Source organism: Vibrio sp. E150_011, from assembly GCF_053544015.1.
The window spans coordinates 38473-62293 of record NZ_JBHFOL010000020.1 but is presented as its reverse complement, the minus strand read 5'-3'; the positions used below and the strand labels follow the sequence as shown (position 1 = coordinate 62293).

Sequence of the window (23821 nt, the reverse complement as noted above, 5' to 3'; positions counted from 1 at the left end):
GCAAATATGTCTAAGCAATCACTTTAGATCATACAATAGGATTGTATGATCTAAAGTGACAATATAATGATAATTTGACCAATACGTGAGGACGAATGTAATGAAAAAGGTATTTCTAGGCTTAGCCATCGCAAGTTTGCTGGCTGGCTGTGCATCAACAGATGACAACACCCCTGCGGCTTCTGAAACAACGATGGCAGCACCTGTCGCCACTACCGTTGTCATGACTTCCGGTGCGAACGATCTCATTTCTGATCCTCAACTTACTCAGTTCAGAAGTAACAGTGGTAAAAGCGATTTTTGGCGAAAAGACGCTGACAAAAAAAATGGGAAAGGCGACGTAGGCAGTTCAAAAGATACGGCGTTTGATGACGAAGGTTCTGCACGAATTCGATTTGTCAGTGCCTCTGACGATTTTTCTTCTCAGCCGGGCTTGAGTCAAGAGGTCAGTGGATTAAAAGCGAATACGGACTATATTTTATCATTCTATTATAATGATAAAAAAGGCGCAGATTCAGTAAGCGAATTAATCGCTGGCGCCAAAGGGACTGATGGCAAAATCCTTGGTGAAAAAACGATCCACGTTAATGACCTAGGTGATAGCCCTAAAGGCGCAGTTAAAAAATCGTTCCGTCAGGCGTCAGTTGAATTCAATACTGGTAGTCAAACTACTGCCGTAATTTATACGAAAATGGCCATTACTGACCCATCTAAGATCGATATGAACGGTGACATTGGTAAGCAAACTGAAGTTCGCGTCGATGAATACTCACTGACAGCAAAATAATCATTTCATTGAAACGACAAAGCCCTTTGATTATCTTAATTAGAGGGCTTTTTCATATCTGTCCGCGCAACGCACTCAACGACTAATAATCAGCGAACCCCATGTTTGCTTGCGAATAAACAAGGTCCAGTATCCATCGTTAATAATCGATTAACTTGAACGCTATTTGAACCACTTATCGACAGCGAACGATAGGTGTATGATGCCTATTAGAGCTCGCAGATGTGCGGTTCTATATTCGAGGAGTGAATAATGGCGCAGTCAATCGGTCCCTTCCATGCAGCTTTCCACGCAAACACATTCCGAAAGCAGCTTCACAAGTACCCTGAACTTTCTTGCCACGAAGTCCAAACGGCCGATGCTATCGCCCAGCAACTTACGCTATTCGGCTTAAATCCTGTCGTAGGTGTAGGGGGTTACGGGGTACTTTGTGTAATTACTGGAAGTGAGCCCGGAGAAAGCACGCTTTTACGAGCAGATTTTGATGCTATTCCGGTCAACGAGAAAAACCCGGTTGACCACGCATCAATCTATCCCGGCGTCATGCATGCTTGTGGGCATGATGGGCATACCACGTCATTGATCATGGTTGCTCACCAGTTAAGCCAATCGCCACCAAAACGCGGGACGGTTATCCTGGTATTTCAACCAGCGGAAGAAATAGGCACTGGCGCGGCCTCGATGTTAAACCACCCAGCGCTAAAGGGGCTGAATGTTGACAACGCCTTTGCGTATCACAATTTACCGGGTCAACCTTTGCATGAAGTCGTGGTCAAAAAAGGGACTTTTTCATGTGCCTCAATCGGACTTAGCATTGATCTGGAAGGAAAAACATCCCATGCCGCCTACCCTGAAAACGGGGTAAGTCCGCTCAATGCCATGATAGAAATCTTACAGTACCTGCAAACCCTACCAGATAGCTATCCAGAAGAATTCAGCCTTGTCACCATCGTCAACGCCGAACTTGGAGAGCGAGCGTTTGGTGTCGCTGCTGGATCGGCAAAGATAATGGCAACATTACGCAGTGACTGTAACGCCACTTTTCTCGACATGCAGAAACGAGTACAGCGTACGTTGCAGCGCATCGAGCAGAACACTACACTCGACATTAATTACTCTTGGCACGAGCCGTTTAACGCCGCGGTTAATTCAAGCCATCATGTAGATTTGATCAGGCAACATGCCACTAAGCTTAACCTAGCGGTCACGGAACTTGAGACACCAATGCGTTGGTCAGAGGATTTTGCTGAGTTTCTATTGCGTTACCAAGGTGCGCTGTTTGGCATTGGAAGTGGCGTATCTCACCCAGAATTACACAATCCTGATTATGATTTTCCGGATGAGATCTTAGAAACCGCCTGTTCAATGTACGTATCGATAATCGGGCAGATCCACGGTCAGGATTGACCTTGTTTATATCGAGAGGTGAGCGCTAGCTCCAACCCGGTTCACGCGAATATAATCCGAGGCTAACCACTCATGCTCTGTCAGAGTTGCCATGGTTAAGCCTCATACGACAGCACGACAAAAAACTAAAATGCAGGCTCAATTGTGCCTTTAAATGTCTCTTGCATGAAATCTCTAATAGCTTGTGACTGATATATCTCAACAAATTGTTTATACGCTGCATTGTCTTTGTCTTGCTCACGTGCAGCAATCACCATAACGGCTAACGGCGCTTGTTTAGATTCTAAGTAAATACCTTGTTTCTTTGGGTCTAAGCCTGCCGACATCACATAGTTCATCGTAATGGCTGACGCATCAACGTCATCTAATGTACGAGGCAGCTGTGCAGCATCAACCTCAATAAACTTAAACTTCTTTGGGTTACTCACAATATCATTCAACCCAGCCTGAAAACCAACGCCTTCTTTGAGGGTAATCAGTCCACTATCCGCAAACAATAATAGCCCGCGACCACCGTTTGTTGGATCGTTAGGGATAGCAATCCTTGCACCATCAGGTAGTGCTTCAAGTGACTTATATTTATTCGAATAGACCCCCATACGCATTAAAATAGAGTCGCCAATTGAAACTAGGTGTGCATCGTGACTGGTATTATAATTCGTTAAAAATGGTTGATGCTGGTAACTATTGATATCAATACTGCCATCTTCTAATGCCGCATTAGGTGTGATGTAATCGGAGAATTCGACCACTTTCACGTTTAAGCCTTGTTTTGCAGCTTCTCGTGCTACGGCTTCCACGACTTGAGCGTGGGGCCCGACTGTCGCTCCCACCTTAATTTCGGAATCATCTGATTGCCCACAAGCCGTTAACCCCGTAAGAATTGACACTATGAACGCCCATTGACCAATCTTCTTGAATCCTTTCATTGTACTCTCCAATAATAAATAACAGCCGTATAGCCGTCTAAATGTCTTTATACTACTATGAGATACCTTGATGCAACCAAATTTTTATTCATAGAATGAATTAGTTAGCATTTTTCATCCAACAACATCGATCATTGACTAAAAGCTAAGATCTGACATTAAACCCATAGACCGGAGCTGGAGCATACATAAGAAAGCGAGGAAACAGGAAACAGAGTCATCAGCAGTCAGCTGAATAACTCATGTGCTTAAATAAACCAGATTATTGTCAAACTCATCGGTGTTAAGACCATCGAGCGATAAATAGAACTTGGTATAGCGCCGCAGAAGGGAGGTCGAAACGACCTGTCAGCATCAATTAAATAGGTAATTACGAAGCAATAACGTGTCTGATAACACTAGTTCTGTGTCGACGACTTGGAAAAGATTCGCGAGCGCCGTTTAACACTGACACAAAGGACAACGGTGAGGATAAAAGCCGTTAACTCGGCCACCGCTCGAGGAAGCCCATCCGTTGTCAGTGCCAATGCAATTTGCAGCGCAATTGCTATCCCAAGAATTATGTTCATTCCATTTACTCACGTTATTGTCCTAGAGACATTATGGTGAGCATTGAGCGAAGAGAAAATTCCGTTTTGGACTATGAAATAACCACATAATTGGATTGCGTGCTAGAAAGCCACGATTTAACTTGTGCTCGTGATACCTTAATACCCGAAGACAACAGAGATTCTGGCATATCATAGTACGCAACAGGGTGCTTAAATTTTGCAAGTGATGTCGTAGTAAGGTCTATATCTAATTGATCGTTTTTTAATTTCACCTGATCATTCACTCGTTGCACAACCGCCACCGGGCGTGCGCCATAGTCATCACTACGCACTGGAACGACAATTGATTGCACAACCTCAGGGCGCGCGTTTAACACGGCTTCTATTTCTTCGCAGTGAATATTTTCGCCACCCGATATAAATAAATTATCTGCTCTTCCAATGACTTGGAGCTCTTGAGCTGCGCTCCACCGACCAAGATCCTTCGTATCAAACCAGCAATCGACCAAGGCTAAAGGCAGAATATTCCCTTGCTGGTAGTAACCCGATGACAGTACCGAGCCTTTAACCCATATATGCCCATCAATTAGCTTTACCTCACGGTGGGGTAACGGAATCCCGGATGATGCATCTTCATTCGCCTGCTTTGCCGTCACCGTTGATGCCGTCTCGGTCATCCCGTAGCCCATCCACATATCAATACCCAATTCACGGGCACTCTGAATCAGATCATTAGAAATATGGCTTCCGCCCAACAACACACGTTTGAGTTGATTCGGCAGTCGTTGATCGATAATCCGTTTTAATTGAGTGACCACCAATGAGGCGTGGCTTACATCTGAAATATCTTCACAAAACTGACCGCCTCCAACCTTAAGTTGAGCTCCCGTCGACAACCAACGCCACACGATGGCTAACCCAGAAACATGAAACATCGGCAGGCTCAGCAACCAGCGATCACTGGGTGAAAAAGCAAAGCGCTCGAGAAGACCCGTCGCTGAGGCAAGGTGTTGCTCGATGGTGTGCACCACCGCTTTCGGTTTGCCGGTTGAACCTGAGGTAAAGATGATTGAAGCGATTTGATGGGGAGATAGTTCGTAAATCGCATTGTTGTGAATCGCATAATCGTGAATAGTATTGCCGTGCATAACATTGCCGTGAATAGCATCGTCATTAACAGCTTGCTCGTGCTCACTATGCTCACAACCCCCCTCGATTGGTTGCGTGTTGATAAACGTTACGTCACGGTCAAAACTAGACGCAGACCATTCACGTGCCGTATCGCTGCACCACCATAGGTAAGCACGTTCGGATTTAGAATAAAGCGTCGTCAATTTGGCGTTCATGCCCGTTACTGGCTGCCTGGCCACCAACGCAGGCAAACACCCTTGGGCAAGGCAAGCAAGATAAGCAAACAACAATGCTGGTTCAGCGCGTCCGATAAGACAAACCACGGTGTTTTTTTCTACGCCAGCCTTCACAAGTGCTAACTGGTATTGGGAAACGACCCGCTGGACTTGTTGCCAACTGTACTCACCATCAGGGGTCAATAACGCGGTTTCATTCGGTGTTTGTCGCACCCAAGCGTTCAGACCCGTAGCATTGTTCATTGTCGACTCTTTCATTTTCGCTTGCCGCTCTTTCTTATCACTCGTACTGCCACTATCGACCAAATTCGCCCAAATGTAAGCACTATCGCATTAGCATTAGCATTAGCATTAGCATTAGCATTATGATCTAAACATAAACGCTATGACTGCCAATACAGTGACTGCTCACTGAGCATCGATACCGGTAGTTCACAACCAGGCCATGCTGTCTCCAATTGGGCAGCGAATAACTGCATTGTATCCAACCCTGGGGTTTCATTAGATAGCTGCCACTGAGAAAAACGAGCAAGCTGATTCAGGCCAACACTGCTTTCTAGGCTTGAACTGATGACCACTTGTATATCTTGATTGTGCGCCTCTTCAATAATCCGGATGCATTTATCCAAACTGCCAACAAGCGTCGGTTTGATCACGATTGCTTTCGCACTTTTCAACGATGGCACGGTAAAGTCCGCCTGCCGTGCGGCGTCTTGCAAGGTTTCATCCCACGCAATAGCAATACCCGTTTCAGCCGCGAATGAAACACTACTATCGGCATCGCGACACGGCTCTTCAATAAAGGCAATGCGAGCGCGCAATGCTGGGGAGATATAAGAAGCAAACTTTTTCGCTTTATCCAAGCTCCACGCTCTGTTGGCATCCAGCCTCAGCGTTAAGTCTGGAATCGACTCTAAAAACAAGCTGACAATCATGCCATCGCGAATCGCCTCGTACATCCCCACCTTAATTTTTGCTACTTTACGCCCAGACATAGTATTAAGCACAGGCAACAACTCATCAGGATCCCCCGAACACAGAGGCGCAGCTTGATGGTTTCCTTTTTCAGGTAATCGCGTTGATAACTCCATCAATGCGGCGGACATACCAAATGCAACCGAGGGAAAGCAGCCTTCGAGGTCCAAGGCTTGGTTATTGACCCATGCCTCTAAGCATGCCTGGGCTTGACCGCCCGCCTCTTCAATCGACTCATGGCTAAAGCCCGGCAGCGGCGCTATTTCACCTAATGCACGCTTGTCATGTTCCTTCAGCTCAACAATCCAACCCTCTCGAGTCGTCAGTTTGTTGTCTCGCAAGATCACCCCACTGTCCATTGGTAGGCTGTAGCGAATAAGTTTTGCTTGTTTCATGGTAGGCATCCCATGTTAGTTTGAAAGAACGCGTTGAGGTTCGAGTAACAGCGACATCGAGAGCTCGCATCACTACTCCCTCAGGCTCTATGGATATAGGGTCTGAGGGAGGTTCGTCACGTTACATGCTCTGATTAACTAAGGAAGCCTTAGCGAGGCAGTCAATCCAACGTGAAAACAGATCAAGCTCTATGATGGCTTAAGGGTTACGTGGAAACTTGTTGAAGTCAGGACGGCGTTTCTCGTTAAAGGCATTGCGTCCTTCTTGACCTTCTTCCGTCATATAGAACATCATCGTCGCGTTTCCAGCAAGCTCTTGCAGGCCAGCTTGGCCATCACAATCCGCGTTCAATGCCGCTTTCAAACAACGCAGCGCCATTGGGCTATGTTGCAACACTTCACGAGACCAGCGGATGGATTCTTTTTCAAGATCAGCGACAGGTACTACGGTGTTCACCAGCCCCATTTCTACCGCTTCTTGCGCATCATAGAAACGGCATAAGAACCAAATCTCACGCGCTTTTTTCTGGCCTACGATACGAGCCATGTAAGAAGCACCCCATCCGCCATCGAACGAGCCTACTTTAGGTCCCGTCTGGCCAAACTGGGCATTGTCTGCCGCAATGGTCAAGTCACACATCATATGAAGCACATGGCCTCCACCCACAGCCCAACCCGCAACCGCTGCAATAACAGGCTTAGGACAGGTGCGTATTTGACGTTGGAAATCGAGCACGTTTAGATGATGTGTACCGGTGTCATCTTGATAACCGCCGTAGTCGCCACGAATCGATTGGTCGCCACCAGAACAAAATGCTTTCTCTCCGAGCCCGGTCAAGATGATCACGCCGACATTTTCGTCGTAACGAGCATCCGCTAATGCACGAATCATTTCTTGCACTGTACGAGGGGTAAATGCGTTATGTACTTGCGGTCGCGCAATGGTGATTTTAGCGATACCGTCTTCCGATTTATGATACTGAATGTCTTCAAAATCACAGGTAACGTCTGCCCAGTTTACGGGTGCATAGAGTTCTTCTTCGGTTAATCCAACTGTTTTTGCCATGGTATGTTCCAATGTTAGCCACCGTTTAATACGGTGTATTTAGATACTCGAGCAGAGCCGCAGCAAACGCCTTGGGGTGCTCTTTGTGAACGTTATGCCCTGCTTGCTCAATGATACAATGCTCAATATCGCTCGACTGAGCCAGCGCGGTAAATTTTTTATCCTGCTCGCCACTGATGAACAGAGCTTGGCGGCCTGATGAGAAATGAAGCTGTTGCACGCTATCCAATAAGTAGGGCTGGCGTCCTAATGATGTCGCGTCCATCATTTCACTGAGCTTTCCACCTAGGTTAACACTTCGCTTTGCAATCAAAAGTTGTCTTTGCTCATGATTTAATGAAGAAAAGACAGGTTGCTGATACCAGTCGACTAAAACGTCTACGATATTTTCATTTTTAAATCGTGAAGCCCAGACCTGATCGGCTTGTAAGCGTATTTTTCGCTGGCTCAGATCGGCGATACCGAAGTTCCCCCCCTCAATCACCAGGCCTATTATCGGGTTATTTGTTAGCACACCGTTAGTTATCGCACTGTTAGTTATCACACTGTCGGTTACCGAACTATTGGCTATCTGATGAGCAATGAGGGCTCGATTGTCTGCCCCAGTTTTTCTGTGCTGGTATTCAGTCAAAAAATACATCAACAACCGAGCACCAAGTGAATAGCCAACCAGACAAATCGGATATGTGTCACTGAATCGTTGTGCCAGCAGTGTCTCTTGAATCGTGGTATCAATCGCAGCGCAAGCCTCGTCAAAACCAGCACACGGTACGTGAACACTCTTACCATGTCCGGGCAGATCCAGCAGTAGCCGCGGGTAGTCGGTAAACTCCGCCACCACAGACGACCAGTCGTCAGTTGAGCCAAGAAAACCATGCACGAAGACCAACAGTGGGCGTTCACCTTGTGGGTTATTTGCCGCCAAGAACTCGCCATTTAATTGAGTATTATTCTGGGGTGCATCTTTTGATGTCATCACGTTATGGTGGCGTCATTTTACTTGCAGAAGGTCGACTTACACCTTCTGGCACATTATGACTCATGGCTTGCTGAGAGAGTTCACGGATAATGTGGCCCACTTCATCACTCGGGGTGATGACTTCAATTAACAAGGTTCCTGAGCCATTAGCTAAATGAGAGGTTAACGTAGACTCAAGTTCGCTTTTCGATTTAGGGTGACTATAAGCCAGGTTAAACTGTGCTGCCGCATGTTTGAATTGATAACCATGGGGCATTTGATAACACGCACTCTTTTGCTCGGCGGGAACCGGGAGCAAATCAAAAATAGCGCCGCCATCATTGTTGGTGACAACGATAACATTGGGCTGAGTCTCATTCGTCAACAACGCTAATGAGTTTAGGTCATAAAGTAACGAGGTGTCGCCAAGATAGAGTACTAAAGAAGAGTCATCTACTCGCGTGATACCACTTGCGGTCGCTACCAAGCCATCAATACCCGACGCACCTCTATTACTAAACGTTTCGAGTCCTTGCATGGATGACACCATATCCACCAAGCGCACAATAAGGCTGTTGCCTAAGAACACCCGTGTCCCTTCGGGCAATGCCTGAACGCTTCGCGCCACGTCAAACTCAGACAGCGTGTCACATGGTGATAACCTCATACTCATCGCTTGAGCATAGGGCTTAAGGTCTCTAGCCCAGCCATAGAAATTTGAGGTCGTAAAGGTGAGAATAGCGGCGTCTAACCACGATTTAACGTCAACATTAAGGTGCATGATCGGCAGGTGATCTGGGTTTAGACGATCGCAGTACTCCGTCAATAAGATGCACTGGGTACCCGCATTGACTTGCTTCGCCAGCCATTGATTGAGGCGTTTGGAGACAAATCGAGCGCCAACTTGCAACACAACCTCGCACTCAGAAAGCCGCTGTTTCGCATCCATGTTTTGCAACCAAAGATCATAATGTTGCCAGTCGCTACTTTGACCAGATTGTGGGTCAAATAAAATCGGCCACCCTAGTTGCTTCGCGAAAGCTTTCGCTTTATTGGCTGTTCGAAGATCGACATTACCAACAATAATTACGCCTTTTTTACTCACAAGATCGAGCGAAGGCATTGTAGCCAAATGGTCGTGGATAGGCGACGACCCATAGGCCACATACGCCTTGTTACCTTGCCACCAGCTTTGGATCGAGCGACAGTAATCCTCAAAGATTGATTTGTCTTCCCCACCATAAAGCGGTTCTGGAAATGGGCAATTAATGTGAAGGCTGCCACCATGTTGGTGCTGATATTCCATCGCGTGATCAATGGTGGTCAATAACCAATTCAATGACACTTCCGTACTTGGTGAAGGCAAAGCGACGGCCTTAGACACATGATTGGAAAAAATTCCGGTTTGCACAATGGCTTGATTTGCGCCACATTCAAGGAGCTCAAGCGGCCTATCGGATGTCAGTAGGATCAACCGTTCTTTGGTTAACATCGATTCAGCCACGGCAGGCAATAGATTCGCAACGGCGGTACCAGAGGTCACAACCACCGCAACGGCATGTTGTGTCGCCTTGGCTATCCCTAACGCCAGAAACCCTAAACCACGCTCGTCAAAATGGTGATGAAGTGTAAACCCTCCATGAGCGACGGCTTCTAATGTCAACGGCGTGGAGCGAGACCCTGGAGCGATACAAAGGTGACGCACCCCTTTTCGATACAGCTCCTCCAACATCACTTGAGTCCACAACCGGTTAAGCGCTGCCTGATGATTCATCATGATGCTACGCCAAGGGGCGGATGCTCTGAAATAAGGCTCAGTAGCGTCGACATCTTTTTATCCAGCTCTTGCCACTCATGCTCAGCCACCGAGCCGGGAACAATTCCCGCGCCCGCAAAAAGTTGCATTTGGTCGTTAACCAGTAACGCACTACGAATTGCTACACAAAACTCTGCACTTTCGTGGCTAAGGTAGCCAACTGAACCCGCGTACCAGCCTCGAGCAAACGGCTCGTGCTGCTCAATATATTGCATCGCCGCTTGACGAGGTAAGCCTGCAACGGCAGCCGTGGGCTGCAACGCCTGTAATAGTTGTACGCCATTGATTCCCGAATCCAAGCGCGCATGGATATTACGTTTTAAATGCTGAACTTTTCTCAAACGAACCAGCCGAAGCTCTTCCTCTACTTCCACGGAACGAGAATGCGGGGCTAAGCTCTGCAGGATGTCATCCACCACATACTGGTTTTCATTGATATTTTTTGCATCTTGAGTCAACCAGTTAGAGAGTTTCATATCAAGTGATGCATTGCCACCACGACCTATCGTGCCCGCTAGTGCTTCCGTCTCAAGCTCTTGTCCGCGGCGTCGATATAGGCGCTCAGGCGTTGAACCGACAAAGCTATGTGACGGTGACAATGCCATTAGAAAATGGAAACTATGATGGTTTTTTAGATAACTGGCTTTAAGAAGCTGAGCGGGTGATATTGGTGTTTGAAGATCAATTGAGGTCTTTCTTGCCAGCACAACTTTCTTGAATTTGTCGTCTTCAATACCTTGTAAGACGTCATCGACCAAATCGCGCCACTGAGATTCATTCGGTGTGTGTGTCACCGCCATAACGGAAGAGGCTAGTGGTGCCAATTCTTGTGGTGTCGCAATCAATCGTTGTAGCGCGAGTATTGACGTTTCTTTTGCCATTCCGATGTTAACGGCAAGACGCCAGCCTGTATCAAAGCGAATCAACTCTATTTGCGGCAAAAAGAAAAACGCAGACATGCAGCGACGGTTTTTTTCAGTATGCCCGTCAAAAGAACGGCCGCCCCAGACTCTTTGATCTCGACCTAGGATCGCATAAGCCGGTGCAGGCTCAGAAAAGGTGTGCAACTGCCCCAGTGCCACCACTTCCTCGCGAGTATCACGAGACTGCCAATAGAACTTAGGATAATGAGGTTGGGCATCTAACCAATCGATCGTTGGTGTCTTGGGATTGCCACCCAGCGGTTGTTCGAGACGCTTGATCCCTGATGGTACATTCTTCAATTTTTCAAGAAGCTGGACAATAGCTTGTTTTAAATGAGACAAATCAACCTCAAAACGATTTATTTTATATTAATTATATAGGTTAACTATAGATACAGAAGCTACTGTATTTATACCTACAGGATAGATCAAGCATCATCACTTTAATTTGTTGGTCTTGTGCCGTAGTACGAGACAACCGGATTCATATCAACACTTTATTTGTCACTTTTCTTAGATTTTTATTCTATAAAAATCCAATCTGGTGTAATTTGGTAAAGAAATTATCGGATTTTTAGGAACATAACAATGAAAAATATCGAGATGTCGTCAAAACTCGATAATGTCTGCTACGACATTCGAGGACCAGTACTCAAACATGCTAAACGCATGGAGGAAGAGGGGCATAAAATCCTGAAGCTTAATATAGGAAACCCCGCCCCTTTTGGTTTTGACGCCCCCGATGAAATCTTAGTCGATGTAATAAGAAACTTACCAACATCGCAAGGTTATTGTGATTCCAAAGGTATATACTCCGCTCGCAAGGCTGTGGTTCAACATTACCAAAAAAGAGGCATCCATAGCCTAGACGTCGAAGACGTGTATATCGGTAATGGTGTCTCTGAGCTTATTGTAATGGCGATGCAAGCTCTGTTAAACAACGGAGATGAAATGTTAGTTCCCGCTCCTGACTATCCACTATGGACAGCAGCGGTCTCTCTCTCTGGCGGCAACCCCGTTCACTACCTATGTGATGAGGAGTCGGACTGGTACCCTGACCTTGATGACATTAAGAGAAAAATCACCCCGAAGACTCGCGGCATTGTTCTAATCAACCCGAACAACCCAACCGGCGCGGTTTACAGTCGTGATTTTTTACTCGAGGTCATTGAGATTGCACGTCAACACAAGCTGATTATTTTTGCTGACGAAATCTACGATAAAGTGCTCTATGACGGCGCCACTCACATCCCTGTCGCAACACTCGCTGAGGATGTACTGGTCCTCACCTTCAATGGTTTATCCAAGTCCTATCGCGTATGTGGTTTTCGTGGCGGCTGGATGTTCTTAACAGGGCCAAAGGAGCATGCCGTCGGCTATATCGCCGGCTTAGAAATGTTGGCGTCGATGCGATTATGTGCCAACGTGCCCATGCAACACGCCATACAAACGGCCTTGGGTGGATATCAGAGTATCAATGAGCTCATATTACCTGGGGGACGCTTACTAGAGCAACGTGACAAAGCTTACGAACTTATCACACAGATACCTGGTATTTCTTGTGTGAAGCCTAAAGGGGCGATGTACCTGTTTCCTAAGATTGATACCAAGATGTACAACATCAAAGATGATCAACGTATGGTGCTCGATTTCCTCAAGCAAGAAAAAGTACTGCTTGTACAAGGGACGGGATTCAACTGGCCGAAGCCTGATCACTTCAGAATAGTGACGCTACCTCATGTCGAAGACCTTGAGCTCGCAATCGGTCGATTTGAGAAGTTCCTGACAACTTATAGCCAGTAACTCTTTCATATTATTATTAATAAGCCTATTCTTATTGAATGCCGCGCCGTGAGGTGCGGCATTTTTTTAAGGAGTACATTGCATGGATGACCGCAGTCACAAAGAAAGTCACTTTTTCGCCCACCTTGCTAGAATGAAGCTAATCCAACGCTGGCCACTCATGCGCTCAGTGTCGAGTGAAAACATCTCAGAGCATAGCCTTCAGGTCGCTTTTGTCGCTCATGCCTTAGCCATTATCAAAAACAAAAAATTTGGCGGAGAAACGAATCCTGAACGGATTGCTATCTTAGCGATGTACCATGATACAAGTGAAGTGTTAACGGGCGACCTTCCGACGCCGGTTAAATACTACAACCCTGATATCGCCAAAGAATACAAAAAAATTGAAGCCGCCGCTGAGCAGAAGCTCCTATCAATGCTACCAGAAGAATTCCAAGAAGATTTTAAACCTTTTGTTATATCGAATTGTGCTTACGAAGAAGACACCAAAATTGTTAAGCAAGCGGATTCACTTTGTGCTTATTTAAAGTGCCTCGAAGAACTCAGTGCGGGCAACCACGAGTTTGCTCTGGCCAAGAAACGACTCGATCAAACGTTAGAGTCGATCAAAACTGACGAAATGACGTATTTTTTAAATACCTTTGCACCAAGTTTTGAATTGTCACTCGATGAGATTAGCTAACCGATTTGAACGACAGCGTTTTATATGAATGACACATCCATCAGTTTAGAGAGTGTGGTAATACAATGGATCTAGAGCAACCCGTTGTTTGGCAATCAAGACATAGCGATGAACATAAACTTCGACGCAATGATCACCGAGATCCCTACCAGCGGGATCGCGCGCGGGTACTTCATTCCGCTGCGTTTAGACGCCTGCAAGCAAAAACCCAAGTCCATGGCACCGGGGGGAATGACTTCCACAGAACTCGACTTACGCATTCGCTCGAAGCCGCTCAAATTGGTTCAGGCATTGTGTCACACCTACGCCAAAAGCAGCCTGAGTATACAAGGCTGTTACCAAGTGATGCGTTGATTGAAACCTTGTGCCTCGCGCATGATATTGGCCATCCACCATACGGCCACGGCGGCGAAGTCGCCCTCAATTATATGATGCGGGACTATGGTGGTTTCGAGGGCAATGCGCAAACATTTCGTATTGTGACTCAACTTGAACCTTACACTGAACACCATGGGATGAATCTCACTCGGCGAACATTACTCGGTTTGCTCAAATACCCCGCATGTCTCAGCCAAACCTGCGCACGCACCCTGCCAGAACCGGTTCAACACCAACGTCAATTAAAAGCAAAAAACTGGTCCCCAGCCAAAGGTATCTACGATCAAGACAAGACACAATTCGATTGGGTTACGCAACCATTAAGTCAGGCCGATCGACAAAATCTTCAACAGATGCGCCTGGCAAAAACGGAGGCCTATCAACACAACAAAACCAAATTTAAGTCGTTAGATTGCTCGATTATGGAACTCGCCGATGACATTGCTTATGGCGTGCATGATTTAGAAGACGCGATCGTGTTGGAACTAATCACAAAAGAAATCTGGCGAAACGGCATGGAAAGTAAGCTGCAGTCACAGAGCAACGTGTGGTTCAACAAACATTTCAACGACATTACTGACTTACTATTTTCAGGCAAGCACTACCAAAGAAAAGATGCCATTGGCGGTATCGTTAATGCCTTACTGACCAGCATTTCCGTATCGGCGCACCACCACTGCACATTCGATAGTCCTTTACTCAATTTTAATGCCCACCTAGAGCCAGAAATGGCGCATGTGCTCGATATCCTAAAACAGTTTGTGAGCGAATACGTGATACAGGTGCCTCGAGTGCAGATTTTTGAATATAAGGGTCAGCAGATTATTATGGATCTCTTCGAGGCATTCAGTGCCGATCCAGAACGGCTATTACCTGAATCAACTAAAGCGGTCTGGTTGCAAGCCAGCGGCTATCAGGATCAAGGAATGCGAGTGATCGCCGATTATATTTCAGCAATGACGGACGGGTACGCGCAAAGAATGCACCAGCAGTTATTTGCCGCGCATTCACACTTGTAATACACAGCCTGTCATTAAGGCCCCCCTAATCGCCTTTGCGATGCCGACGTAAGACAAGCGAAAAACTGAACGACAGAGTTACTGGTAGTTCTGCTCAAATACACCAGGTGGCATTTGCGAAATATGAAACTCAATCATTTGTTCAAATGCATAAATAAGAGAACTAAAATCCTGCTCTGGTTCTAGGATCGATAAGACATGGTAACCAGCCTCCACCGTCGACAATGCGTTACTGGTTGGCGCCTTTCTAATTCGGTAATCCCCCTCTAAGTCGAGTGGTAACTGCACCAGCGGTAAGGCGTGAAGATTGGTGGACAATGTCCACATTTTAAAGGCTTTCTTCCAGGTCCCATCTAGCAAGATAATACGAAGTGGCCTAGGATCACTGTTCTTCACAAGCTCAGAGATCGGGGTAGATTGCTCACTAAGAAATAAGACACAGGTTCGCACACTCGTATCGCTGAGTAACGAGTTGAGCTCATTATGATCGGTAAAGTTTTCACCGATAAACAAACGAGTGTTCGGTAATGATAACTGAAGGATTTTTGCAGTACCAAGTGGCCGTTTTTCTTCACTAGAATGCTGTAAGATAATCAACTCAGAGTCACAATGAACCGATGTAATCCATTGACAAATACAGGCTCGTTTTGCTTTTAAACATTGAGGACAATATCGCAACATGACTTTTTCTTTCGTCATAAGACTGGCTCTCATCTCACTATTTTGTTTAGTGCTACAAATCCCCGAGATCCAACATTGGGTGATATGGGACCGAGGGTTAATTTCTAACGGTGAATGGTGGCGGATAGTAACAGGAAATTTCTCACACACCAACCTTGCACATCTAGCCATGAACTTGGCTGGGCTTGTTGTGATTTGTTACCTCTTCACACCAACAAAAAAAGCACTCTATGTCCTTCTGGCGCTGTTATCGCTCACGACTGGACTTGGACTTCTATTAACCCCGCTCAACGCTTACTTAGGACTTTCTGGGGTGTTACATGGCTTATTTGCTTATTGGGCGCTAAGCGAATGTCTCGGAGGAAGAAAAAGCAGTATATGGTTGATAGTCGGTGTTGTCGCTAAGGTCACATGGGAGACATTATTCGGTGCGTCTCAATCAACGATAGACCTGATTGCCGCCAATGTTGCGACCGAAGCCCATGCAATAGGTACCGTCGCAGGGCTTCTTTTTTCGTTAGGCTATTGGTTATACAACCGAGTACCTTTACAACAAAATTCGTGAACGATTTTTCTCAACGGTCGCTGGACCGACCCCTTTTACATGAGTGAGATCATCGATCGTTTTGAACTCTCCATGTTTGTCGCGGTACTCCACGATGCTTTTTGCTTTTTCAATGCCAATCCCACTTAGCAAGGCCGCAATTTCATCAGGATCAGCTTGATTGACATTGACCGTAATATCGATACCTTCCAACTTATCAGCGTTTGCTGCAAAACTGGTTGATAATGGGCTCAATGTGAATAAAACCACAAGCCATGCTGACAGTAGTACTTTCATCGTAACTTCCTTTCTGATTAATGAGGTTTCAAAGTACACGCCAACATAGGAATAACCAGTAAGCAAAGCTCAAAATAAAACGGGTCGCTTTCGCGACCCGTTTTTAGTTTATTATCAATTGCACAATTACTGTGAACTCACCACGTTTATAATGGCAAGGTCGATGTCATTATTCTGCAACGATAAGGTACTCAATTTCTGTATTCTTACGAAGGATCGTTAATACAGAAGCAAGGTCTTGTTGTGTTGCCGCTCGCTCCATTTGAGCACCAATTTGCTCGTTGTACATTGGATCGGCGTTTGCTGCTACCTTACTTAGTTCGATAACAACCACATTACCTTCAGCATCTTTTGCTTGAGCAAAAGTCACTTCGCCTTCCGCTGGTTTTGCCATCGCAAATACCGTACCCGCCAAAGCAGAACTACGGTCGATAGCTTCTAGCTCACCAAAGGTCAATGCATTTGCTGTCAATGCGTCTGTTTTGCCTTCTTTCAGCTCGTTAACCAACTGAACACCGAGCGCCATCGCAGCTTGCTCACCTTTAACATTTGCTAACTGTGATTTAACTTGCTCACGGACTTCTTCCAGTGGAAGAACCGTTTCGTTGCGTACTTCTTCAACTCGAACCACGACAATATGCTCAGGTTCAACTTCCATTGCTTCTGAGTTCAGGCCGTCTTCTTTTACTTCAGGAGACTGAAGCGCTTGCATAACGGCTTGATTTTGAAGAATAGCAGGCACGTCAGCAAGAGAAACGAAATCTGTTGTCACGACTTTTTGGTTAATTGCTGATGCAGCGTCATCTAATGAATCTGGGTATTCAAAGGCAATTTTTTCCAGTTCATTTTGCAGATTATAAAAATCATCAACCGCAAGCTGATCCGCTAGCTCAGAAACAATTTCATCTTTCACGTCTGCAAGTGGTTTAGACTCTGATGCCTTGATTTCATCAAGTTGAATAATGTGGTAACCAAAGTCTGATTTGACTAATTGCGTTCTATCACCAACATTTTGAAGGGCAAATGCCGCTTCTTCGAAAGCAGGATCCATCACATCACGTTCAATCCAACCCAGAGAGCCACCTTCTTCAGCGCTGCCGAAATCGTCTGACTTTTCTTGAGCCAAAGTCGCAAAGTCAGCCCCTGCATTTAGTTCGTCTAGAATCGCTTGTGCTTTCGCTTCGTCATCACCTTGGATAAGGATGTGACTCACTTTACGTTGCTCAGCCGTCGAGTATTTATCTAGATGCTCATTATAATACTGAGTCACTTGCTCATCTGAAATATCAACGTTGCCTTTCAATGCTTGAGCAGACAGCTCAACATAAGAGATTTTCAACTGCTCAGGGCGAGTAAACTGCGCTGGATTAGCATCGTAATATTGTTGAATTTCTTCTTCAGTCAATGATGCTTGTTTAGAGAAATCGGCAAGAGACAGTGTCAGTGTTTTGATATCTCGTGTTTGAGTCAGAAGCTGGCTTTGCAGCTCAATCTCACTTGGAAGGGTAAACTCACTGCCTTGCAATGCAGAAAGCAGCTGATTACGTACGATGTCTGTGCGCAGATACTCAGCAAAGCTGTCAGCACTGAATCCAGCGCGTCTTAGGGTTGCTTGATAGATATCTTGGTCAAACTTACCATCGCTTTGAAATTGTGGCATTTCAAGAATCATCTGGCGAATTTGAGCATCACCAATACGAAGTCCTAGTGACTCTGCATGTTGCTCAAGTAACACGTCGTTAATCATGCGATCAAGCACAGACTTACGGAACGATTCCACATAATTCGGATCAGCCAGTAACGTCGAAAAATAATCCCCCATTTGTGATTGCATTCGATTCCGCTCATTTTGATAAGCTTGCTCAAATTCACCACGACTGATCTCAACATTTCCAACTTTTGCTGCTGTGTTACCACTGCCACCTGTGATGTAGCTGCCTACGCCCGCAAACACAAAAGATAGGATAATGAGTCCAAGGATAATCTTAACTGCGATACTATTCACGCCTTCGCGCATTCGCTCCATCATAATTTTATTACTCTCCAGATAGGAAGGTTTATCTTCTACTGAATAGGATAATATCAGAAAAAGAAATGCGCATCAGTAAGATGCGCATATTTAAAAAAGGGTGGCTTTTCGAGCCGCTCAAACCCTATTTAAGGTCTGATTTTTGTTCAGTTAATAAGCAATTTGCTTCCAACTGTAACAATTGATTAGTTACAAGCGTCTTTCAGCGCTTTACCTGCTTTAAATGCGGGTACTTTTGCTTCTGCGATTTGGATTTCATCACCCGTTTTTGGGTTACGACCGGTGCGAGCGGCACGAGTACGTACGCTGAATGTACCAAAGCCAACTAGTGCAACTTGATCGCCATCTTCTAGAGTAGTACTTACTGCTTCGATGAATGCGTCTAATGCACGTCCAGCTGAAGCTTTAGATAGGTCTGCGTTTTCTGCAATTTTTTCTACTAATTGAGTTTTGTTCACTGTGTTTCCCCTTAAGTGTTACCGAGTTATTATTTTGGAAAAGGTAACGTTAGTTCCGTTCTAGTAATAAAAGACTCTAAGCCTTGTCTATCAAGGGTTCAGAGTTACATAGCTAAAGTTAGTGCTACAAAAAAACGCTGACAAGCTTTTTTTACTTATCAGCGTATTTCTTTTATCTAAATTTGGAGCGCATCACTATTTTACAGGCTCAAACGCAGCCCCGAGGGGTGCTCGCTCTAGTGCAATTTCTAGAACATCATCAATCCATTGCACTGGGATCACTTTCAAATCAGCAATAACGTTGTCTGGAATCTCTTCCAAATCACGTTCATTGTCCTTAGGAATTAGCACGGTTTTGATTCCGCCACGGTGTGCCGCTAGGAGTTTTTCCTTTAGACCACCGATAGGAAGTACTTCACCACGAAGCGTGATCTCACCGGTCATTGCTACCTCAGCTTTGACTGGATTGCCCGTTAAGCTAGACACCAATGCTGTACACATAGCAATACCTGCACTCGGTCCATCTTTTGGTGTTGCCCCTTCTGGAACATGGACGTGAATATCACGTTTTTCATAAAAATCGGTGTTGATACCCAATTTGTCGGCTCGCGATCGCACGACGGTCATGGCGGCTTGAATAGACTCTTGCATCACATCACCAAGCGAACCTGTTTGCGTCAGCTTACCTTTGCCAACCATTGATTCAGTTTCAATAGTGAGCAGATCACCACCAACTTCGGTCCACGCCAGTCCAGTAACTTGACCTACTCGGTTACTGTCATCGGCTTTACCAAAGTCGCAACGCTGCACACCAAGGAACTCTTTCAAGTTTTCTTGGTTAACAATCACTTGCTTCAGTTCAGGCTTAAGAAGAATGTTCTTCACCGCTTTACGACAAATCTTAGAGATCTCGCGCTCAAGGCTACGCACACCCGCTTCACGCGTGTAATAACGAATAATGCCAAGGATTGCTGAATCTTCAATCTCAATCTCATGGGGCTTCAAGCCATTACGTTGCACCTGCTTGTCCACTAGGTGACGTCGCGCAATGTTTAGCTTTTCATCTTCCGTGTAACCAGATAAACGAATCACTTCCATACGATCAAGCAAAGGACCTGGAATATTCATCGAGTTCGACGTCGCCACAAACATCACGTCAGAGAGATCGTAATCAACTTCGAGGTAATGGTCGTTAAATGCCACATTCTGTTCAGGGTCAAGTACTTCTAACAATGCTGATGATGGATCACCTCGCATGTCTGAGGCCATCTTGTCGATTTCATCCAGCAAGAACAATGGGTTTTTCACGCCCACTTTCGACATTTTTTGGATCAGCTTACCCGGCATAGAGCCGATGTAGGTACGTCTATGGCCGCGAATCTCAGCTTCATCTCGAACGCCACCCAATGCCATACGAGTATACTTACGCCCCGTAGCGGCCGCGATAGAGCGTCCTAATGAGGTTTTACCGACACCCGGAGGACCGACTAGACACAGAATAGGGCCCTTGAGTTTATTAATACGGTTTTGAACCGCCAAATACTCAAGAATGCGTTCTTTCACTCGCTCAAGGCCATAGTGGTCTTCGTTCAGCACTTCTTCGGCTTTTGCTAGGTTCTTTTTCACTTTAGAACGCTTTGCCCAAGGTACACCGACCATCCAGTCAATATAACTGCGAACCACGGTCGCTTCCGCCGACATTGGTGACATCATTTTGAGCTTTTGAAGCTCTTGTTCTGTCTTTTCTTTTGCTTCTTGAGGCATTTTCGATTCTTCAATCTTTGCCTTAAGACTTTCAAATTCGTCAGGTGCGTCGTCTAAGTCGCCCAGTTCTTTCTGAATCGCTTTCATTTGCTCATTCAGATAGTACTCGCGCTGAGATTTTTCCATCTGCTTTTTAACGCGACCACGAATACGCTTCTCAACTTGCAGGAGGTCTATCTCAGACTCCATCTGCCCCATCAAGAACTCTAAGCGCTCAGACACATCAAGTAACTCGAGCACTTGTTGTTTATCAACAAGTTTCAATGGCATATGCGCAGCGATGGTATCCGCTAAGCGTGCTGCTTCATCAATGCCGCTCAGTGACGTCAACACTTCTGGTGGGATTTTTTTATTGAGCTTAATAAACCCTTCGAACTGATCAATAGCACTGCGAACAATCACTTCTTCTTCGCGTTCTTCAAGTTCTGGGGTAATAAGGAACTCAGCGTCCGCCATGAAGAACTCTTCATCACGGTAAGAATTTATTTTTGCTCTCTGCTGCCCTTCAACAAGAACTTTTACCGTTCCATCAGGGAGTTTTAGCAATTGAAGAATTGTGGCAACGGTGCCAGTCGTGAAAAGGTCTTCAATCGTTGGTTCTTCAGTATCTGCTTCTTTTTGAGCGACGAGTAGTATCTGCTTGTCATTGTCCATTGCCGCTTCTAAGCAACTAATTGACTTTTCGCGACCAACAAACAAAGGGATTACCATATGTGGGTAGACCACAACATCGCGCAGAGGCAATACCGGGATTTCAATACGCTCGGAACGTTCCAAGTTCATATTATTCTCTCTTCCGCTTAGTATTATTTTCTGTATATGGGGGCGTATTCGTTGGATTCAATAAAAGAATAAAAAAAAGGAGGTATCCAATACCTCCTTTTCTATTACTATCGCAATTTAGTCTGCACTTGCAACCTGATTATCATTGCTGCTGTAGATAAGTAGCGGTTCTGACTCACCATTTATCACACTTTCATCAATAACAACCTTGCTCACGTCTGTGGCAGATGGCAGTTCATACATTGTTTCTAGAAGGACACCTTCTAGAATCGAACGTAGACCACGAGCACCCGTTTTACGATCCATTGCTTTTTTAGCAATCGCTCGAAGTGCATCTTCACGGAACTCAAGTTCAGCACCTTCAAGGTCAAATAACGCACCGTACTGTTTAGTCAGGGCGTTCTTTGGCTCATTCAGAATTTGAATCAGCGCTTGTTCATCAAGCTCAGTCAAGGTCGCAGTAACCGGTAGACGACCGATGAATTCTGGGATCAGACCATATTTCACCAAATCTTCAGGTTCAACCTGCTTAAACAGCTCACCAGCCGTCTTGGTTTCATCTATAGAGCGAACTTCAGCTCCAAAACCAATACCTGCACCCGTTGCTACGCGTTGGTCGATGACCTTATCTAGGCCTGAAAACGCACCGCCACAAATAAATAGGATCTTCGATGTATCTACCTGTAAAAACTCTTGTTGAGGATGTTTGCGTCCGCCCTGAGGAGGAACAGAAGCAACGGTACCTTCAACAAGTTTCAATAGTGCTTGTTGAACGCCCTCACCAGACACGTCACGTGTAATTGATGGGTTTTCTGCCTTACGAGAGATCTTGTCAATCTCATCGATATACACAATACCACGCTCAGCTTTCGCAACGTCGTAATCACATTTTTGAAGAAGTTTTTGAATGATATTCTCAACATCTTCACCCACATAACCGGCTTCGGTTAGTGTGGTGGCATCAGCCATTGTAAATGGAACATCTAGGAAACGAGCAAGCGTCTCTGCAAGCAATGTTTTACCACTACCTGTAGGACCGATAAGAAGAATATTACTCTTACCAAGTTCTACTCCTTCCGCCGTGATATCACCATTGCGCAAGCGCTTGTAATGGTTATAAACGGCAACGGAGAGGACTTTCTTCGCATGGTCTTGTCCGATTACATAGTCATCAAGATGAGACCGAATATCTTTTGGCGTGGGTAACGCTTCAGATTCTTTTTTCGGTAACACATCTTTGATTTCTTCACGAATAATATCGTTACACAAATCAACGCATTCATCGCAGACGTAAACAGAAGGACCCGCGATTAGCTTGCGAACTTCGTGCTGACTTTTGCCACAGAAAGAGCAATACAGCAGTTTACCACTACCACTCTCTTTGCTTTTATCTGTCATTCGCTAACCTCTTAGCCTGTACTTTCTATGGTTTGAGTGTATATCAATTTAGACCAAAATGCGTCCGAGAATTAATTATTCTCGCTGAACAAATTGGTCTATCTACAATCAAACAGTTATGGATTAACCTCGCTGGGTCAATACCTCATCAATAATGCCATATTCTGCGGCTTGAGCTGCCGACATGAAATTATCGCGGTCCGTATCTTTTTCAAGTACTTCCAACGGCTGACCAGTGTGTTCTGCAAGTAACTTGTTCAGTTTATCTTTAATGGTCAGAATTTCTTGAGCATGGATTTGAATATCCGACGCTTGCCCTTGGAATCCACCAAGCGGCTGATGAATCATAACGCGAGAATTTGGCAAAGCAAAACGCTTGCCAGGTGCACCACCCGCCAATAGGAACGCACCCATTGAACAAGCTTGACCTGTACATAACGTACTGACATTTGGTTTGATGAACTGCATGGTGTCATAAATAGACATACCCGCAGTCACACTGCCACCAGGTGAGTTAATGTATAGGAAGATGTCTTTGTCAGGATTTTCTGATTCTAAGAAAAGCAGTTGGGCAACCACAAGGTTCGCCATGTTGTCTTCCACTTGACCCGTCAAGAAAATGATTCGTTCTTTTAGTAGTCGAGAAAAAATATCATAAGAGCGTTCACCACGGGAAGTTTGTTCAACCACCATTGGTACTAGCGCGTTCATAATTGGCGACATTGCATTTTTTTCTTGGTAGCTCATATTCTTATGTCCCTAAAATAAATGGCCCGGATGATAAACATCATACGGACCATTGTTAACAGAG

21 protein-coding genes are annotated in these 23821 nt (G+C 45.5%); 6 read left to right on the top strand and 15 right to left on the bottom strand.

Annotated features, from left to right (window positions below; translation table 11 throughout):
- Positions 1–100: 100 nt before the first annotated feature.
- Both ACE1OE_RS21380 and ACE1OE_RS21375 read left to right on the top strand, forming a co-directional pair.
- Entirely contained in the window at positions 101–787 is a 687-nt protein-coding gene (locus ACE1OE_RS21380; protein ID WP_449212215.1) for a hypothetical protein, read from the top strand.
- A 252-nt stretch (positions 788–1039) separates the two neighbouring features.
- Positions 1040–2194: an amidohydrolase gene (locus ACE1OE_RS21375; RefSeq protein WP_449212214.1), complete on the top strand. Its 1155-nt coding sequence runs from the start codon at positions 1040–1042 to the stop codon at positions 2192–2194.
- A gap of 125 nt (positions 2195–2319) precedes the next feature.
- Here the strand turns inward: ACE1OE_RS21375 and ACE1OE_RS21370 are convergent, their stop codons facing one another.
- The 8 genes from ACE1OE_RS21370 to ACE1OE_RS21335 all read right to left on the bottom strand — a co-directional run bounded on the left by ACE1OE_RS21370 (position 2320) and on the right by ACE1OE_RS21335 (position 11516).
- Positions 2320–3123 carry a MetQ/NlpA family ABC transporter substrate-binding protein gene (locus tag ACE1OE_RS21370; protein ID WP_102470981.1) on the bottom strand — a complete coding sequence of 268 codons (804 nt, stop codon included), beginning with the start codon at positions 3121–3123 and terminating at the stop codon, positions 2320–2322.
- A gap of 398 nt (positions 3124–3521) precedes the next feature.
- Positions 3522–3692, bottom strand: coding sequence for a hypothetical protein (locus ACE1OE_RS21365; RefSeq protein ID WP_449212213.1), 171 nt, complete (start codon positions 3690–3692; stop codon positions 3522–3524).
- Positions 3693–3763: 71 nt separating this feature from the next.
- Positions 3764–5284, bottom strand: a complete 1521-nt coding sequence (gene menE, locus ACE1OE_RS21360; RefSeq protein WP_449212212.1) for an o-succinylbenzoate--CoA ligase — start codon at positions 5282–5284, stop codon at positions 3764–3766.
- A gap of 140 nt (positions 5285–5424) precedes the next feature.
- Positions 5425–6411, bottom strand: coding sequence for an o-succinylbenzoate synthase (menC, locus tag ACE1OE_RS21355; protein ID WP_449212211.1), 987 nt, complete (start codon positions 6409–6411; stop codon positions 5425–5427).
- Between the two features lie 199 nt (positions 6412–6610).
- Positions 6611–7477, bottom strand: a complete 867-nt coding sequence (gene menB / locus ACE1OE_RS21350; RefSeq protein WP_102470984.1) for a 1,4-dihydroxy-2-naphthoyl-CoA synthase — start codon at positions 7475–7477, stop codon at positions 6611–6613.
- A 25-nt stretch (positions 7478–7502) separates the two neighbouring features.
- Positions 7503–8453: an alpha/beta fold hydrolase gene (locus tag ACE1OE_RS21345; protein ID WP_449212220.1), complete on the bottom strand. Its 951-nt coding sequence runs from the start codon at positions 8451–8453 to the stop codon at positions 7503–7505.
- Positions 8454–8457: 4 nt separating this feature from the next.
- Positions 8458–10209, bottom strand: coding sequence for a 2-succinyl-5-enolpyruvyl-6-hydroxy-3-cyclohexene-1-carboxylic-acid synthase (gene menD / locus ACE1OE_RS21340; RefSeq protein WP_449212219.1), 1752 nt, complete (start codon positions 10207–10209; stop codon positions 8458–8460).
- Positions 10209–11516: an isochorismate synthase gene (locus ACE1OE_RS21335; RefSeq protein ID WP_102470987.1), complete on the bottom strand. Its 1308-nt coding sequence runs from the start codon at positions 11514–11516 to the stop codon at positions 10209–10211. Before ACE1OE_RS21335 ends, menD begins: the two co-directional genes overlap by 1 nt.
- Positions 11517–11762: 246 nt before the next feature.
- On the opposite strand from ACE1OE_RS21335, the gene ACE1OE_RS21330 reads away from it, so the two are divergent.
- The 3 genes from ACE1OE_RS21330 to ACE1OE_RS21320 all read left to right on the top strand — a co-directional run bounded on the left by ACE1OE_RS21330 (position 11763) and on the right by ACE1OE_RS21320 (position 15056).
- A complete protein-coding gene (locus ACE1OE_RS21330) occupies positions 11763–12977 on the top strand; it encodes a pyridoxal phosphate-dependent aminotransferase (RefSeq protein WP_102470988.1) in 1215 nt (404 codons plus the stop codon).
- Positions 12978–13059: 82 nt separating this feature from the next.
- Entirely contained in the window at positions 13060–13659 is a 600-nt protein-coding gene (gene yfbR / locus ACE1OE_RS21325) for a 5'-deoxynucleotidase (RefSeq protein WP_102470989.1), read from the top strand.
- Between the two features lie 65 nt (positions 13660–13724).
- The gene (locus tag ACE1OE_RS21320) at positions 13725–15056 is read left to right on the top strand and encodes an anti-phage deoxyguanosine triphosphatase (protein ID WP_449212210.1); all 1332 of its coding nucleotides are present in this window, start codon (positions 13725–13727) and stop codon (positions 15054–15056) included.
- A 78-nt stretch (positions 15057–15134) separates the two neighbouring features.
- Here ACE1OE_RS21320 and ACE1OE_RS21315 read toward each other — a convergent pair whose 3' ends face one another.
- On the bottom strand, positions 15135–15737 hold the full coding sequence (locus ACE1OE_RS21315; protein WP_102470991.1) for a tRNA-uridine aminocarboxypropyltransferase: 603 nt from the start codon (positions 15735–15737) through the stop codon (positions 15135–15137).
- Here ACE1OE_RS21315 and rrtA point away from each other — a divergent pair.
- A complete protein-coding gene (gene rrtA, locus ACE1OE_RS21310) occupies positions 15736–16302 on the top strand; it encodes a rhombosortase (RefSeq protein ID WP_102470992.1) in 567 nt (188 codons plus the stop codon). The two genes, ACE1OE_RS21315 and rrtA, sit on opposite strands and share 2 nt — an antisense overlap.
- Here rrtA and ACE1OE_RS21305 read toward each other — a convergent pair.
- The 6 genes from ACE1OE_RS21305 to clpP all read right to left on the bottom strand — a co-directional run bounded on the left by ACE1OE_RS21305 (position 16285) and on the right by clpP (position 23757).
- Positions 16285–16578 (bottom strand): ComEA family DNA-binding protein, encoded by a 294-nt coding sequence (locus ACE1OE_RS21305; RefSeq protein ID WP_102470993.1) that lies wholly within the window; start codon positions 16576–16578, stop codon positions 16285–16287. The genes rrtA and ACE1OE_RS21305 overlap by 18 nt on opposite strands.
- 169 nt (positions 16579–16747) lie before the next feature.
- On the bottom strand, positions 16748–18607 hold the full coding sequence (ppiD, locus tag ACE1OE_RS21300) for a peptidylprolyl isomerase (RefSeq protein ID WP_449212209.1): 1860 nt from the start codon (positions 18605–18607) through the stop codon (positions 16748–16750).
- A gap of 185 nt (positions 18608–18792) precedes the next feature.
- On the bottom strand, positions 18793–19065 hold the full coding sequence (locus ACE1OE_RS21295; protein ID WP_102470995.1) for an HU family DNA-binding protein: 273 nt from the start codon (positions 19063–19065) through the stop codon (positions 18793–18795).
- A gap of 195 nt (positions 19066–19260) precedes the next feature.
- Positions 19261–21612: an endopeptidase La gene (lon, locus tag ACE1OE_RS21290; RefSeq protein ID WP_449212208.1), complete on the bottom strand. Its 2352-nt coding sequence runs from the start codon at positions 21610–21612 to the stop codon at positions 19261–19263.
- Between the two features lie 117 nt (positions 21613–21729).
- Positions 21730–23010: an ATP-dependent protease ATP-binding subunit ClpX gene (gene clpX, locus ACE1OE_RS21285; RefSeq protein WP_449212207.1), complete on the bottom strand. Its 1281-nt coding sequence runs from the start codon at positions 23008–23010 to the stop codon at positions 21730–21732.
- A gap of 123 nt (positions 23011–23133) precedes the next feature.
- A complete protein-coding gene (gene clpP / locus ACE1OE_RS21280) occupies positions 23134–23757 on the bottom strand; it encodes an ATP-dependent Clp endopeptidase proteolytic subunit ClpP (protein WP_102470998.1) in 624 nt (207 codons plus the stop codon).
- Between the last annotated feature and the right edge of the window lie 64 nt (positions 23758–23821).